This is a genomic window from Achromobacter sp. FW305-C-30-7 (assembly GCF_058783105.1).
Window position 1 is genome coordinate 1,179,357 of sequence record NZ_JBYSYI010000001.1, and the last position, 14,938, is coordinate 1,194,294.

Sequence of the window (14,938 nt, forward strand, 5' to 3'; positions counted from 1 at the left end):
GCCGGCTGACTGGCGCCGCGGCCTACCAGCCCCAGCAGGTGCCGGCCGCGGGCTTGCCGCAGTTGCGGTAGTTCACGGCGAACCACAGCTTGCCCGCGCCCCGCGGGCTGCCGTCGGCCTTGGCATCGTTGCGCGGCAGTTCCTCCAGGGTGTCGCGCGCCTTCTTGGTGGGCGAGCCGCTGGCAGCGTCGGCCACCAGGACGATGCGCCCCAGGCCGGCGGCGTCGCGGTCGTCGAAGACGATGTCGCCGTCCTTGAGCGCCGCCATCTTCAGGGAGGCGTCGCGCACTGCGGCAGCATAGCTGTCGCTCGCGCCGGCAGGCGCCAGGCTCTTGTTCAGCGTGCTGACGGCGAGGATCTGTGCGGGGGCGGCGGGCGCCATCATCTTGTACTGGTCCAGGCCGGGCAGTTGGCCGCCGGCGGCCTGGCGGCGCAGCCAGTCGCCCCACAGGAACTCGGCGAACTCCGGCAGGTTGCCGTTGCTGTAGGCGACGTCGCGGGTGAAGTACACCAGCGAGCGGTAGCGGTCCTCCTGCATGCCGCCGGCCTCCTGGGCGCTGGCCAGGCCCAGGCGGGCGGGCAGCTGATCCACGGTGATGGGCTGGTTCTGGCCGTCGCGCAGCCAGGCGCGGCGTTCGTCGACCATGCGCTGCCAGAAGGCGGCGGCGTTGGGCAGGCTGCTGTAGTTGGCGTCCACCTTGACCCAGACCGGCAGCTTGGGGCCGCCATCGGCGATCTCGCGCAGCGACGAGAAGGTATGGTGGCCGTCGGTCAGATACAGATTGCCGTCCCAGCCGACCACCACGGTCTTGAGGTTGGCCGCATTGGTGCCGGGGGCGTTCTTGCAGGCGTAGGTGGCGGGCTGGTCCAGGCGGGCGGCGCGCGCCTCGGCGATGCTCTGGAATTCCTGCGCGCGCTCGGCGCCGCCCATGTCTTCGCAGTAGTCGTCGAACTTCTTGCCTACCGTGCGGTTGAGGTAGTCCAGCTGCTGCACCGGCTTGTCGGTCCAGGTCGGGCGCTCGAAGTCGCCTTGCCAGCGGCCCAGCTTGTAGTAGATCTGGTCGTAGCCGATGGCGGCTTGGGTGGGGTGCAGTTCCTCGATGCGGACCTGGATCACGTCGCCCGGCTTGGCTTCGAGGTAGGCAGTGTTGCGAGGCGGCTGGGTTTCGACGGGCGGCGGCGTTTCCCCGGTGGGGGGAGGCGTGACGGCGACGGGTTCGTCGTCATGGTCGTCGCCGCCGCCGTTGCAGGCCGCCAGGGCCAGCGGCAGCAAGGCCGCGGCCAGGATGCGCAACAGGCGTTGCCGGTTGGGAAGGGAAGCGCGCGCGGGGCGGAAGGTCGGGGTCATGGTCCGTTCAGGATCTGGTTTCAAAGATAGCCGATCATGAGGGACGCGTGTTTCCTGAAGATTGCACGGCAGCGGGTTGCCACGCATGCAGTCTGTCCATGAGGCCCCGCACGACGGTGGCCTGATCGTGGATGCGGGCGGCGGCGGCGGCGGACAGGCCTGTCGAAAGCTCCTCTTCCAGCGCTTCGAAGTGCGAGGCGGGCGCCCGCATCTGCAGGGCCAGCAGCGCGCCCTGTATGCGGTGCAGCATCTGGGCCGTGGCGACGGCGTCGGGTTTTTCGGCGGCCTGTTCCAGCGCGTCGAGATCCTGGGTCATGGTGTCCCGGATCAATTGGCGATGGTCGGGCGCAAGCGCGGCGTACACCGCGAGCGTGCCAGCGGCAGGGCCGGCGGGAGCATGGGGGAGCGATTTGTGCATGAGAGCCTCCTAGGCGTACATGCGAATGACGTCAGGCTCGCGGGCGATATTAAAAAAGCCCGGTACCAGGAGGCTGCGAATCGGACGGATTCGCCATAGGCGGAGGCGGCCCCGCAGCCGCTCCGCCGCTTTGCTTTAGAACGTGTGGCGCACGCCGATGCCGGCGGCCGTGCTCTTCAGGCCGTCGATGAAGGCGTAGTCCTTGCCGTACGAACCGTAGGCGTACAGATTGGTGCGCTTGGACAGGTCGTAGGTATAGCCCACGCTCCAGACGTTCATGTTGGCGTCGCCGCCGGTCAGCTTGTCGTTGTTCGGCGATACGTGCTGCCACGATGCGAACAGGCTGCCGGCGCCGCCCATGGGCATGGTGGCGCCCAGCATGTAGGAGTTGGCCTTGAAGCCGTCAACGAAACGGTTGGTGCCGAATTCGTCGCTGAAGGGCGTGCCGGCCGGCAGATCCTGGCCGACGAACCAGCCGTCGGTGGTACGGCCGTAGGCGGCGGCGAGCTTCACCACTTCCAGGTCATAGGACAGGCCCAGCGCGTACTGGCGCGGCGTGGCGTCATGATCGATGGCGCCGCGATTGGAGCCGTTCAACTGGTCATAGGTCAGCGTGACGTTCACCGGGCCCTGCACATAGCGCAGGCCGGCGGTGATGCCGCGGGTGTTGTCGGCGGTGCGAAAGCCCGTCTGGTCCGCCACCGTGTCGTCCGCATTGAACGAGTAGCCGACGCCGAACTCGAAGCCGCTCATGGATGGCGACTTGTACATGACCATGTTGTCCCAGCGCATGGTGTTGGCGGCGCTGAACCCCAGGCCCATGTTGGACTGCGTGTAGCTGGTGTAGAAGGGGTCGATGTCGGCGAGGTAGTTCGAGCCCACCGTGGCCTGGCGGCCGAACTCCAGCGTGCCCCAGGCGTCGTTGGCCAGGCCGATGGTGGCTTGGCGGCCGAACAGGCGGCCGGATTGCCCGCGCTGGCCGTTGGCCGAGTCAAATCCGCTTTCCAGCTTGAACACGGCGCGCAGGCCGTCGCCCAGGTCCTCGGCGCCGCGCAGGCCCCAGCGCGACCCGGCCTGGATGCCGTTGATCATGCCTATCTTGCTACCGTCGTATCCATCGCCTTTGATCTTGTTGTAGCCGATGCCGGTGTCGATGACACCATAGAGAGTTACCGACGATTCTGCCTGAGCGACGCCTGCAAAAGTAGTGAACATTGCGGCTGCGAGCAGCGTCTTTTTCATCCTTGGGGACTCCTGTAGAGGGGTGGAAAAAACAAAAGGGAACAGCACGCGAGCATGTAGCCCAGCGCTGTTCCCAGCCCTCATTGTAGGACACCGGCCGCGGCCGGCAGGCTCAGCCCTTGCGGCGCGCCCGCTTTTCCTCGCGCACGAAGATGAATGCGCCGACCAGCACCATGGCCGCCAGGGCGTACCAGGTGATGGCGTAACCCAGGTGGTTGTTGGGGAAGTTCAGCACGGTCAGGCCGCCGACCGGCGCAGTGCGCCCGCTGCCGTCCTTGCCCGTCGCGTCGGCGTCGATGAAGTAGGGCGCCACGTCGGTCAGACCGCGCGCCGCGGCGATGGCGGGCAGGTCGCGCGAGTACCAGAGGTTGGTGGCCGGATCGTTGTTGCGCAGGAAGCCATGGCCGGGCTCGCCCATGCGCAGCAGGCCGGTGACGCTGGCCTGTTCGGGCGCGGACTGGATGGCGGACTTGCTCTTGCGCCATTCGGGCAGCACGAAGCCGCGGTTGACCAGCACCGTGCCGCCTTCGGGCAACTGCAGCGGGGTCATGACCCAGTAGCCGCTGCCCAGCTCGGTTGCGGCCTGCACCAGGGTCTGGCGGTCGTACAGGTAGGTGCCCGTGGCCGTGACGCGGCGGTATTCGGCGTTGTCGGAGCTCAGCGCGGGCCATTCGGCCTGGGCAGGAGCCGGCGTGGGCGCCGCATGGGCGCGCTGTTCGACCTGCGCGATCAGGGTGCGTTTCCAGGCCAGCCGGTGCACCTGCCAGGTGCCCAGGGCGCACAGGCCCGCGAAAATGGCGACAGCAAGCACCCCCAGGATGACCAGGGTGATCTTGCTGCGCGGATTGCGGGAGGAGGTGTCGCGGGAAGTAGAGTCGTTTACTGCGGCCATCAGGGCATTTTCCGCATGTCGTGGGTAGACATGGGCATCATATTGGAGTCGAGGTGGTACATGATCCAGATGGATCCGCTGAGCGTGATTACGACCAGCACCAGCGTGAATATTAACGCCAACATGTTCCAGCCGCTTTCGGACTTGGTGTCCATGTGCAGGAAGTAGATGATGTGGACCACGATCTGCACCACGGCGAACGCCAGGATCACCAGCGCGGTGGTGCGGGATTCGGTGAAGACGCGGCCCATGACCAGCCAGAACGGGATGGCGGTCAGGACGGCGGCCAGCACGAAGCCGGTCATGTAGCTCTTGAAAGTGCCGTGGGCGGCGCCGTCATCATCGTCGTGATGGTCATGGCCGCCATGGCCATGATCGGCCGGATGCTCCAGATGCGCGGTCATGGCAGCACTCCCATCAGGTACACGAAGGTGAAGACGCCCACCCAGATCAGGTCCAGGAAGTGCCAGAACATGGACAGGCACATCAGGCGGCGGCGGTTTTCGGGAATCAGCCCGTGCATCTGCACCTGGATCATCATCGTCACCAGCCACACGATGCCGAAGGTGACGTGCAGCCCGTGGGTGCCGACCAGCGTGAAGAAGGACGACAGGAAGGCGCTGCGCTGAGGGCCGGCGCCCTGGTGGATCAGGTGCGCGAATTCATACAGTTCCAGCGACAGGAAGCCCAGCCCCAGGATGCCGGTCACGGCCAGCCACAGCTGGGTGGCGCCGACCCGGTTGCGCCGCATCTCCAGCATGGCGAAACCGTAGGTGATCGACGACAGCAGCAGCAGCGCGGTATTCACTGCCACCAGCGGCAGGTCGAACAGGTCGGCGCCGGACGGGCCTGCCGCGTAGTTGCGGCCCAGCACGCCGTAGGTGGCGAACAGGCAGGCGAAGATGAGGCAGTCGCTCATCAGGTAGACCCAGAACCCCAGCAGGGTGCCGTTCTTGGGATGGTGTTCGCCCGCGACGTAGAACACGGGCTCCGCGGGCGGCGCGGCGCCGCCGGGCAGGTTGGGGGCCAGGGTATCAGACATTTTTCGCTAGCAACCTTGTGCGGGCGTCTTCGGCGCGCACGACCTCATCGGCCGGCACGTAGTAGTCGCGCTTGTAGTTGAAGGTATGAACGATGGACACCAGGATCAGCGCCGCGAACGACAGCACGGCCAGCGGCCACATGTGCCAGATCAGCGCGAAACCCATGACGACGCTGATCCCCGCCAGCACGATGCCGGCCCAGGTGTTCTTGGGCATATGGATGGGAATGAAGCCCTGTTGCGGCCGCAGGTAGCCGTGCTGCTTCATCTGCCACCAGGCGTCCTGGTCATGCACGCGCGGCGTGAAGGCGAAGTTGTAGTTGGGCGGCGGCGACGAGGTCGACCATTCCAGCGTGCGCCCATCCCAGGGGTCGCCGGTGGTGTCGCGCAGCGATTCGCGGCGGCGGTAGCTGACCACCAGCTGGATCAGGAAGCTGGCAATGCCGCAGGCGATCAGCAGCGCGCCGAAGGCCGCCACCTGGAACCAGATCTGCAGCGACATGTCCTCGAAGTGGTTCACGCGCCGCGTCACGCCCATCAGCCCCAGCACGTAAAGCGGCATGAAGGCGACGTAGAAGCCCACCAGCCAGAACCAGAACGAGCACTTGCCCCAGAATGGATCGAGCTTGTAGCCGAAGGCCTTGGGAAACCAGTACGTGATGCCTGCCATCAGCCCGAACAGCACGCCGCCGATGATCACGTTATGGAAGTGCGCGATCAGGAACAGGCTGTTGTGCAGGACGAAATCGGCGGGCGGCACGGCCAGCAGCACGCCCGTCATGCCGCCGATCACGAAGGTCACCATGAAGCCCAGGGTCCACAGCATGGGGACCTCGAAGCGGATGCGGCCGTGGTACATGGTGAACAGCCAGTTGAAGATCTTCGCGCCCGTCGGGATCGAGATGATCATGGTGGTGATCCCGAAGAACGAGTTCACGCTGGCGCCCGACCCCATGGTGAAGAAGTGGTGCAGCCAAACCAGGTACGACAGCACCGTGATCACGACCGTGGCATACACCATGGACGCGTAGCCGAAGAGGCGCTTGCGGCAGAAGGTGGAGACCACTTCGGAGAAGATGCCGAACGCCGGCAGGATCAGGATGTAGACCTCGGGGTGGCCCCAGATCCAGATCAGGTTCACGTACATCATGGCGTTGCCGCCGAAATCCGCGGTGAAGAAGTTGGTGCCCACGTAGCGGTCCATGGACAGCAGCGCCAGCACCGCGGTCAGCACCGGGAAGGCGGCCACGATCAGCACGTTGGTGCACAGCGCGGTCCAGGTGAAGATGGGCATGCGCATCATCGTCATGCCCGGCGCGCGCATCTTGACGATGGTGACCAGCAGGTTGACCCCGGACAGCAGCGTGCCCACCCCCGCTATCTGCAAGGCCCATATGTAGTAATCGACGCCGACGTCGGGACTCTGCATGATCCCTGATAAAGGCGGATACGCCAGCCAGCCGGTGCGTGCGAATTCGCCCACGAACAGCGACATCATGACCAGGATCACGCCGCCCGTGGTCATCCAGAAACTGAAGTTGTTCAGGAAGGGAAAGGCCACGTCGCGCGCGCCGATCTGCAAGGGCACGATGTAGTTCATCAGCCCCGTGACCAGCGGCATGGCCACGAAGAAGATCATGATCACGCCATGCGCGGTGAAGATCTGGTCGTAGTGGTGCGGCGGCAGGTAGCCCGCCGAATCGCCGAAAGCCACCGCCTGCTGCAAGCGCATCATGATGGCGTCGGCAAAGCCGCGCAGCAGCATCACGATGCCCAGGATGACGTACATGATGCCGATCTTCTTGTGGTCGATGCTGGTGAACCACTCGCGCCACAGATAGCCCCACTTGCCGTAGTAGGTGATGGCGCCCACTACCGCGATGCCGCCTATGGCGACCGCGATGAAGGTGAAGAGCAGGATCGGTTCATGGTAGGGAATGGCTTCCCAGGTCAACTTACCGAAGATCAGCTTGGTGAGGTCTGGTTGGTCAGGCATCTCGATTCCAGCAAAAAGACCGCAATTTCACGAAGCCCTTGCATCATCCGGATCGCCGTGCGCCAGCGATCCGCTACAGGACCAATCCTTCGGTGGCCGTGCACATCGCGCCCACGTACTTGCGCGGCGCGCCGGTCAGGCCCAGGCGCTCGCGCGTTCCGGCGTCCAGGGTGGTGACGTTGAGTGCGCCGGGTATGCCCATGCCGCCCTGCGCGTCGATCGCCATCGCGTCGCGCATGCACATGCGGTTGGGCTCCACGCAGCGGTTGACGATCGCTTCGAACAGGCCGGGCGCGCTGGAGGCATAGAGCTGCACCGGATTGCGTTCGCTCGGCTGTTCAAGTTTCAGGTAGGCGTCGCGGCTGAGCGCGGCGCTGGAGGCGCGCGCGCTGGCCACCCACTGGTCGAAGCCCTGCTGGTCTACCCCATGGAACTTGAAGCGCATGCCGGAGAAGCCAGAGCCGCTGTAGTTGGCGGAAATGCCTTCATATTCGCCGGGGTGGTTAATCACGGCGTGCAAGGTGGTCTGCATGCCGGGCATGGCGTAGATCTGGCCCGCCAGCGCGGGCACGAAGAAGGAGTTCATTACCGTGGACGAGGTGATCCGGAACTGGATGGGACGGTCCACGGGGGCCGCCATCTCGTTCACCGCCGCGATGCCCTGTTCGGGATAGATGAACAGCCATTTCCAGTCCAGCGCCACGACTTCGACCACCAGCGGCTTGGTGCCGGCCGGCACTTCGCGGCCTTCGGACAGGCGCGCGAGCGGGCGGTAGGGGTCCAGCTGGTGGGTGCTGACCCAGGTAACCGCGCCCAGCGCAATGATGATCAGCAGCGGCGCCGCCCAGATCAGGAGCTCCAGCATGGTGGAGTGGTTCCAGTCGGGGTCGTAGTGCGCATCCTTGTTGCTGGCGCGATAGCGCCACGCGAACAGGAACGTCAGGAAGATCACCGGCACGATGATCAGCAGCATCAAGCCGGTGGAAATGATGATCAGATTGCGCTGCTGCAAGGCGATGTCGCCCGACGGCGAGAGCAGGACCGCATTGCATCCGGCGAGCAATGGCAGAGCGGCAATCAGGACCAATCCGCGGAACCTTGGGAAGGACGGCATGACCATACCCCGAAACGTAACCGTGGGAAGTAAACGCAACACTACGCTGGAAGCCGCGAAAAATCTAGGGTAAAAAGAACAAAAATGTGCAGGGCGGCGCGCGCGGACCAGGGCTGCATCCCAATAACGGAGCGGCTCTGCGCGATATGGACCGCAGGCGCGCGGGTGTGTTTCAGGATCGTAGGCCAGGCTGTTCCGAACCTCCTTTCAGCGAGCATTCACATGGCGACCACCACGCAATATCCCGGTCATGCCCCTTCAGTCCCCGCAGCCGGCGGCGGCCACGCCAAGGTGGCGCCGGGTGAAATCGCGGTGGGCGTGGTGGTGGGGCGCGCTTCCGAATACTTCGATTTCTTCGTCTTCGGCATTGCCTGCGTGCTGGTGTTTCCGCAGGTCTTCTTCCCCTTTGAACCGCGCCTGGAAGGCACGCTCTGGTCCTTCGTCATCTTCTCGTTCGCGTTCATCATGCGGCCCATCGGCACGGCGCTGTCAATGGCGGCGCAGCGGCGCTGGGGGCGCGCGACCAAACTCACCATTGCCTTGTTCCTGCTGGGAACCGCCACCGTGGGCATGGCCTTCCTGCCCGGCTACAACGTCATCGGCGCGCACGCGATCACGCTGCTGGCGCTGTTCCGCTGCCTGCAAGGCCTGGCGCTGGGCGGCTCATGGGACGGGCTGCCGTCGCTGCTGGCCTTGAATGCGCCGCCGAATCGCCGCGGTTGGTATTCGATGCTGGGCCAACTGGGCGCGCCCGTGGGCTTCATGGTTGCCAGCGCGTTGTTCCTGTTCCTGCACGTGACGCTGACCGAAGCCGATTTCCTGGAATGGGGCTGGCGCTATCCCTTCTTCGTGGCGTTCGCGATCAACGTGGTGGCGCTGTTCGCGCGGCTGCGGCTGGTGGTGACCGAGGAATACACGCAACTGCTGGAAGAGGGCGAGCTCGAACCCATCAGCACCACGCAGATGGTGCGCGAGCAAGGCTACAACCTGTTCATCGGCGCCTTCGCGGCATTGGCCAGCTATGCCTTGTTCCACCTGGTCACGGTGTTTCCGCTATCGTGGATCGCGGTCAGCGCCACCCAGCAGATCCAGGACGTGCTGGTCGTGCAGATCATAGGCGCAGTGCTGGGCATCCTGGGCACCATCGCCTCGGGCTGGCTGGCCGACCGCATCGGCCGGCGCACCACGCTGGGCCTGCTGGCCTTGCTGATCGCCGTTTTTGCGCTGTTTACACCCTGGCTGCTGGGCGGCGGCCCGAAAGCGCAGGACGCATTCATTCTGGTGGGCTTCGCGCTGCTGGGACTGTCCTACGGCCAGGCCTCGGGCACCGTTACCGCGAACTTCACGCGCCGCTTCCGCTACACGGGCGCGGCGCTGACTTCCGACATGGCCTGGCTGATCGGCGCCGCGTTCGCGCCGCTGGTCGCTCTGGGCTTGTCGGCGCGCTTCGGGCTGGTGGCGGTCAGCGTCTATCTGCTGTCCGGTGCGGCCTGCACGCTGTTGGCGCTGCGCATCAACAAGGTGCTGGAAACGCGGGATTGAAGGGATGAAACCAAGGCCGCGCCCGCGGAATTTCCGCGGGCGCGGCCTTTTTTCTTGTGTAATGGCGGGGCTAGCGCACCGGCCAGCCGTACATCAGGCCGCCGTCGCGCCATTGCGCGTTCAGCGCGCGCGGCAGTTTCATCGGGCTGCTCATGCCCAGGTTGCGCTCATAGCTTTCGCCGTAATTGCCCACTTGCTTGACGATGTTGTAGGCCCATTTGTCGTCCACGCCCATGTTGCGCCCCATGCCGGGCGTCACGCCCAGGATGCGCTGCACGTTGGGGCTATTGGCCTTGAGCTGCGCATCGACGTTGGACGAAGTGATGCCGAATTCCTCGGCCTCCAGCATCGCGTTCAGCGACCAGCGCACGATGTTGATCCAGTTGTCGTCGCCCTGGCGCACCATGGGGCCGAGGGGGCTCTTCGAAATGTTCTCGTCCAGGATCACATAGCTCTCGGGGTTTTCCAACGTCATGCGGGAAGCGGCCAGTTGCGACTTGTCGGAGGTGAAGGCGTCGCAGCGTCCGGCCGAAAAGGCGCGCACGATCTCGTCGTATTTCTCGATGACGACCGGCTTGAAGCGCAATGACTGCGAGCGGAACCAGTCGGCCAGATCGAGTTCGGTCACGGTTCCCGGCTGCACGCAGACCGTGGCGCCGTCCAGTTCGCGCAGCTTCTTCACGCCCAGCTTGTCCGACACCATCACGCCCTGGCTGTCGTAGTAGTTGACCGCCACGCTCAGCAGGCCGAGCGTGGTGTCGCGCGCCATTGTGGGCGTCACGTTGCGGGTCAGCACGTCGACCTCGCCGGACTGTAGCGCGGTGAAGCGAGCCTGGGTGGTGAGCGGCGTCAGGCGGTACTTCGTCGCGTCATTGAAAACTGTCGCGGCGATGGCGCGGCACATGTCCACGTCCAGGCCGTGCCAGGTCCCCTTGCTGTCGGGCGCGGAAAAGCCTTGTATGCCGGTCGATACGCCGCATTGCAGATAGCCCCGCTTGCGTACCGTATCGAGCGTGGGGCCGGCGAATGCCTGGCTGGATACGGCGGCCAGCGCCAGGGCGCAGATGGCGTATGTGCGTCGGTGCATGTCGTTCTCCTGCCGGGCGGGCCGGCGCCGGATGGTTGCGGAAAGGGGCTTCAGGCGGCGCGCGCGGCCGGCTTGGCGATCTTGTCCAGGCTCTCAGTCAGGGCCTGATCCAGGATCGCAATGGCGCGGTCGATCTCGGCGTTGCTCACGGTCAAGGGCGGCGCGATGCGCCACACCGAACCGCGTTCGGGACGGCGGCGGATGTTCATGGACAGGCCCAGTTCGAAGCAGCGCTGCGTGGTCAGGGCGCCGAGCTGGTGATAGGGTTCGCGGGTATTGCGGTCGCGCACCAACTCCACGCCCAGCAGCAAGCCCAGCCCGCGCACGTCGCCGATGGCTTCGTGGCGTTGCTGCAGTTCCAGCAAGCCGCGGCGCAGGTAGTCTCCCTGGGTCCGGGCGCGTTCGATCAGGCCTTCGCGCTGGATGGTATCCAGCACGGCCAGGCCCACCGTGGCGGGCAGCGGGTCCGATACGTGGCTGGTGTAGAAGGTGAAGCCCTTCTCGTGCACGTCCTGTTCGATGGCGGGCGTGGTGACGGCGGCGGCCAGCGGCAGGCCGCCGCCCAGCGTCTTGGACACGCTCATGATGTCGGGCGTGACGCCGAAGTACTCGGAGCCGCTGCGGTAGCCAATGCGGCCGAATGCCGTCTGTGCCTCATCGAAGATCAGCAGCATGCCGCGCGCGTCGGCCGCCTGCCGCAGCGCCTGCATGTAGGACTTGGGCGGCACCAGCACGCCGCCCGCGCTGATGACGGGCTCGACGATGATGGCGGCCGGCCTGCCGGCGGAAGCCATGTCGAACATCTTCAGGCCAATCTCCAGGCAGGCCAGCGCGGATTGCTCGGCGTCCATGCCGGCGATGTAAGGACGGTAGGCATTGGGTTCGGGCATGACGAACACGCCGGCGGGCGGCACGCCATAGCCCTTGCGGTCGCTGGCATAGGAAACCGAACCGGCTCCGCTGGTCACGCCGTGCCAGGAGCCGCCGATGGCCAGGATCTCGAAGCCGCTCTTGTGCATCTTGGCCATGCGCAGGGCGATTTCGTTGCTTTCCGAGCCGGTGTTGACGAAGATCGACTTGCTCAGGCCTGCGGGCATCCAGTCGCGTGCGACGGTGGCTGCCAGCTGGGCCACGGCTTCCGGAATCATGCCGCTGAAAAAGTGGAAGGCGGTTTCGCCCGCCTTGTGTACCGCTTCGACGATGGCCGGATGGTTGTGGCCGATGGTGGCGCACATCTGGCCCGAGGTGAAATCCAGGATCTCGCGGCCGGTGTCGTCGCGCACGATGGCGCCCCGGGCGGACGTGAACAGGTTGGGGAAGGTATCGCCGCCGTAGCGTACGAGATATTCGCGGGCAGCGGCGCGCAGGGTTTCATCCATGTTTACACTCCGTGGCGTGTGGGCTCCAATGCGGAACCGATGGCCGCAGTGTCGGGCAGGGCGCGGACATCGTCCAATGCGAACTAAGCATGCGCGCCGATGCGTCGCGCGCATGGCCGATGCGGATTACGCATGACGCAAGGAGCACTATGGATACCCGGTGGTTGCAGGACTTCATCACGTTGTCGGAGGTGCGCAATTTCACGCGCGCCGCCGAGGCGCGCAATCTGTCGCAGGCCGCGTTCAGCCGCCGCATCCAGAGCCTGGAGAACTGGGCGGGCGCGCGCCTGATCGACCGCACGGCGTTTCCCACCCAGCTGACCGAGGCGGGAGAACGTTTCCGTGGCGCGGCGATAGAGCTGATCAACCAGTTGGCTGAGGCGCGCGCCGGCATCGCGGGCGTGCCGGCGCAGAATCAGCTGCGTCTGGCGACTTCCTATGCGCTGGCGACCGCGCATTTGCCGAAATGGTGGCGGACCTGGAGCGAGGGCAAGTTCCTCAGCTGCAGCCTGCAGACGGGCAATGTGCACGACACGGTGTCGGCCTTCACCTCGGGTGCGGCCGATTTCCTGATCTGCTTTCATCAGGTCGCCCAGCCCTTGCCGCTGGATCCCGCGCGCTACGACTGCCTGACACTCGGTCGCGAGCTGATTCGGCCGTACGCGGCGCGGGCGCTGATCGAGCGCACCGGCTTGGACCTGCCCGGCACGGCAGCCCGGCCGGTTCCTTTGCTGATGTACTCGGCCAACGTCTATTTCGGCCGCCTGATCGATGCGGCGATCGAAGGGGCCGCGGCGCCGTTGCATGGCGTGCGCATGTTCGAGGCCGAGATGTCGGACGTGCTGGGCGACATGGCCGCCCAGGAACTGGGCGTCGCCTGGCTCGCGGATAGCGCGGTGCAGCGGCTGGCGTCGGCGGATCTTGCGCCGCTGGCCAGCCGCCTATGGGATATCGAGGTGTCGATCCTGGCGTTCAAGGACCGCGCCGACTCGCGCCCCGCGGTGGAATCGATGTGGCAGCGGATGCGCGCGACCGCTCAGCCGGCGTAGCCTTCCAGCACGTTGGCGACGTTGATGCCCACGTCCGCCACGGCATAGCCGCCTTCCATCGTGAACACAGCCGGCAGGCCCAGGCCGGCCAGCAGGCGGCCCACGTGCAGATAGTCGGCGCTCTTGAGCTGGAACTTGGAGATGGGGTCGCCTTCGTAGGTGTCCACGCCCAAGGCGATCACGACCGCGTCCGCCTTGAAGGCGCGCACGGCTGCCAGTCCTTGTTCCAGCGCCTGGGTCCAGGCGGCAAAGCCCGTGCCGGCGGGCAGCGGCAGGTTCAGGTTGGCGTCCAGGCCGGCGCCCGCGCCGCGCTCATCGGCATAGCCCAGATAAAAGGGGTACTCGGTGGTCGGGTCGCCGTGGACCGACACGGTCAGCACGTCGCCGCGTTCGTAGAAGATGCTCTGCGTGCCGTTGCCGTGGTGGTAGTCCACGTCCACGATGGCGACGCGTTCGGCGCCGGCTTCGCGTAGCGCCTGCGCGGCCAGCGCCGCATTGTTCAGGAAGCAATAGCCGCCGAAGAAATCAGGACCAGCATGGTGGCCGGGCGGGCGCGTGAGCGCCATGGCGGCGCGGGGGCCGCCCGCCGCGGATACGGCGCGCGCGGCGTCGATGGCGCAGGCGGCGCCCGCGGTGGCGGCTTGCCAGGTGCCGGCGGTCAGCGGGCAGCCGCTGTCGAACGAGAACAGGCCGACCCGCGCGGCGAAGTTGGTGGGTTCTATATCGTGGCGGAAGCCGCGCACGGGCCAGATCGAGGGTAGGACGTCCAGTTCGGCGTTGGCCGGGTCCAGGGCAACCCAATCGTGCCAGGCGCTGGCCAGGAAATCCACGTAGCGGGGCGTGTGCACGCGCTTGACCAAGTCCAGGTCCGCAGCCGAGGGTACGCGCAATTCTCCGATGCCGCGCTGGCGCAACGCCTGCAGCACGAACTCCAGGCGCGCCGGGGTTTCGTGGCAGGGCACCAGCTTGCCGCGGAACATTTCCTGCCGGCCAGCATGTTTGTCATGGACAGGGTTGTGGAAGATCAGCACGGCGGGGATGTCCTCGGACGTAGAGCCAGGAAGGCGGAAGCGCAACTATAGCGGCCGCGATGCTTGCGGCGCCACGGCTGGCGTGCGACGGCACGGGTTGGGGCGGGTGCTTCCCGGCGTGTGCGCGCCTAAGGGCCAGGCCGCGCGACGCATTTTCCGGCCTGGGACCCCGGGTGCGGAATGCGCCGCTCGGACTCGCCTTCGCGCCGTGTCCAGGAAATGGCCTGCGCCGTGCCGTCCGGGCATACCCGGTATTCCTCGAAGCCATAGGTGTCGGCGCTGTAGCGGCACGCCACGGAAAAGACAGGTTTGCTTGCGTCGAACACGGGGTTGACGAAGCCGCGGCAGGGACTGGCCGCAGCATCGGGATGCGGCATTTCGAGAAAGCGTCCTTCCTGCGGGCGGTACAGGAATATGCGCGAAATAGCCTGTGTGCTCCCGCCGGTCTGGCCGACGACGAAGTCCCGGTAGCCATCATGGTCCACGTCCACGTCCTGGAACTGGTCGATGTCTTCGTCGCCGTCGAGGCGAGGGATTTCCTGCGCAGTGCCGTCGCCCACGCGTACGCTCAGGCGCTGCTCAGGCAGTTCGGAAACCGTTACCACGGCGGACAGGCCGGGGCGGATCGTATAGGGGTAATCGCGCGCGGCGGCGTTTTGGCTTAGCGCTGACAGCGCGGCCAGCGCCGCCACGGACAAGAATGCTCTCATGGGGCGCCCTCCGCGCCATCGACTCGGTGAGGCATTATGCCGCAGCGGCTTGCGGGGAAACCAGGATCTCTCGCCCCGCGTCGGGCGG

14 protein-coding genes are annotated in these 14,938 nt (G+C 65.9%); 2 read left to right on the forward strand and 12 right to left on the reverse strand.

Annotated elements, in window-relative coordinates; genetic code table 11:
* Positions 1–22: 22 nt before the first annotated feature.
* The 8 genes from AC3WOB_RS05430 to cyoA form a co-directional block, all read right to left on the reverse strand.
* A complete protein-coding gene (locus tag AC3WOB_RS05430; protein ID WP_013395971.1) occupies positions 23–1,348 on the reverse strand; it encodes a ParB/Srx family N-terminal domain-containing protein in 1,326 nt (441 codons plus the stop codon).
* A 34-nt stretch (positions 1,349–1,382) separates the two neighbouring features.
* Positions 1,383–1,766, reverse strand: coding sequence for a hypothetical protein (locus tag AC3WOB_RS05435; protein WP_013395970.1), 384 nt, complete (start codon positions 1,764–1,766; stop codon positions 1,383–1,385).
* A gap of 135 nt (positions 1,767–1,901) precedes the next feature.
* Entirely contained in the window at positions 1,902–3,008 is a 1,107-nt protein-coding gene (locus AC3WOB_RS05440; RefSeq protein WP_013395969.1) for a porin, read from the reverse strand.
* A gap of 112 nt (positions 3,009–3,120) precedes the next feature.
* The gene (locus AC3WOB_RS05445) at positions 3,121–3,900 is read right to left on the reverse strand and encodes an SURF1 family protein (RefSeq protein ID WP_013395968.1); all 780 of its coding nucleotides are present in this window, start codon (positions 3,898–3,900) and stop codon (positions 3,121–3,123) included.
* Positions 3,900–4,304, reverse strand: coding sequence for a cytochrome o ubiquinol oxidase subunit IV (gene cyoD, locus AC3WOB_RS05450; RefSeq protein ID WP_013395967.1), 405 nt, complete (start codon positions 4,302–4,304; stop codon positions 3,900–3,902). The genes AC3WOB_RS05445 and cyoD overlap by 1 nt, the downstream gene beginning before the upstream one ends.
* Positions 4,301–4,942, reverse strand: coding sequence for a cytochrome o ubiquinol oxidase subunit III (cyoC, locus tag AC3WOB_RS05455; RefSeq protein ID WP_013395966.1), 642 nt, complete (start codon positions 4,940–4,942; stop codon positions 4,301–4,303). Before cyoC ends, cyoD begins: the two co-directional genes overlap by 4 nt.
* Positions 4,935–6,938 (reverse strand): cytochrome o ubiquinol oxidase subunit I, encoded by a 2,004-nt coding sequence (gene cyoB / locus AC3WOB_RS05460; RefSeq protein ID WP_013395965.1) that lies wholly within the window; start codon positions 6,936–6,938, stop codon positions 4,935–4,937. Before cyoB ends, cyoC begins: the two co-directional genes overlap by 8 nt.
* A gap of 73 nt (positions 6,939–7,011) precedes the next feature.
* The gene (gene cyoA / locus AC3WOB_RS05465; protein ID WP_013395964.1) at positions 7,012–8,052 is read right to left on the reverse strand and encodes a ubiquinol oxidase subunit II; all 1,041 of its coding nucleotides are present in this window, start codon (positions 8,050–8,052) and stop codon (positions 7,012–7,014) included.
* 222 nt (positions 8,053–8,274) lie between these two features.
* Here cyoA and AC3WOB_RS05470 point away from each other — a divergent pair, with 222 nt between their 5' ends.
* Positions 8,275–9,594: an MFS transporter gene (locus AC3WOB_RS05470; RefSeq protein WP_013395963.1), complete on the forward strand. Its 1,320-nt coding sequence runs from the start codon at positions 8,275–8,277 to the stop codon at positions 9,592–9,594.
* 70 nt (positions 9,595–9,664) lie between these two features.
* Here AC3WOB_RS05470 and AC3WOB_RS05475 read toward each other — a convergent pair whose 3' ends face one another.
* Entirely contained in the window at positions 9,665–10,681 is a 1,017-nt protein-coding gene (locus AC3WOB_RS05475) for an amino acid ABC transporter substrate-binding protein (protein ID WP_013395962.1), read from the reverse strand.
* A 50-nt stretch (positions 10,682–10,731) separates the two neighbouring features.
* Positions 10,732–12,060, reverse strand: coding sequence for an aspartate aminotransferase family protein (locus AC3WOB_RS05480; RefSeq protein ID WP_492274425.1), 1,329 nt, complete (start codon positions 12,058–12,060; stop codon positions 10,732–10,734).
* A 149-nt stretch (positions 12,061–12,209) separates the two neighbouring features.
* Here AC3WOB_RS05480 and AC3WOB_RS05485 point away from each other — a divergent pair, with 149 nt between their 5' ends.
* A complete protein-coding gene (locus AC3WOB_RS05485) occupies positions 12,210–13,109 on the forward strand; it encodes a LysR family transcriptional regulator (protein WP_492274426.1) in 900 nt (299 codons plus the stop codon).
* Here AC3WOB_RS05485 and AC3WOB_RS05490 read toward each other — a convergent pair.
* Positions 13,097–14,140 (reverse strand): histone deacetylase family protein, encoded by a 1,044-nt coding sequence (locus tag AC3WOB_RS05490; protein ID WP_492274427.1) that lies wholly within the window; start codon positions 14,138–14,140, stop codon positions 13,097–13,099. The genes AC3WOB_RS05485 and AC3WOB_RS05490 overlap by 13 nt on opposite strands.
* Positions 14,141–14,268: 128 nt before the next feature.
* Positions 14,269–14,850: an XAC2610-related protein gene (locus AC3WOB_RS05495; protein WP_492274428.1), complete on the reverse strand. Its 582-nt coding sequence runs from the start codon at positions 14,848–14,850 to the stop codon at positions 14,269–14,271.
* Between the last annotated feature and the right edge of the window lie 88 nt (positions 14,851–14,938).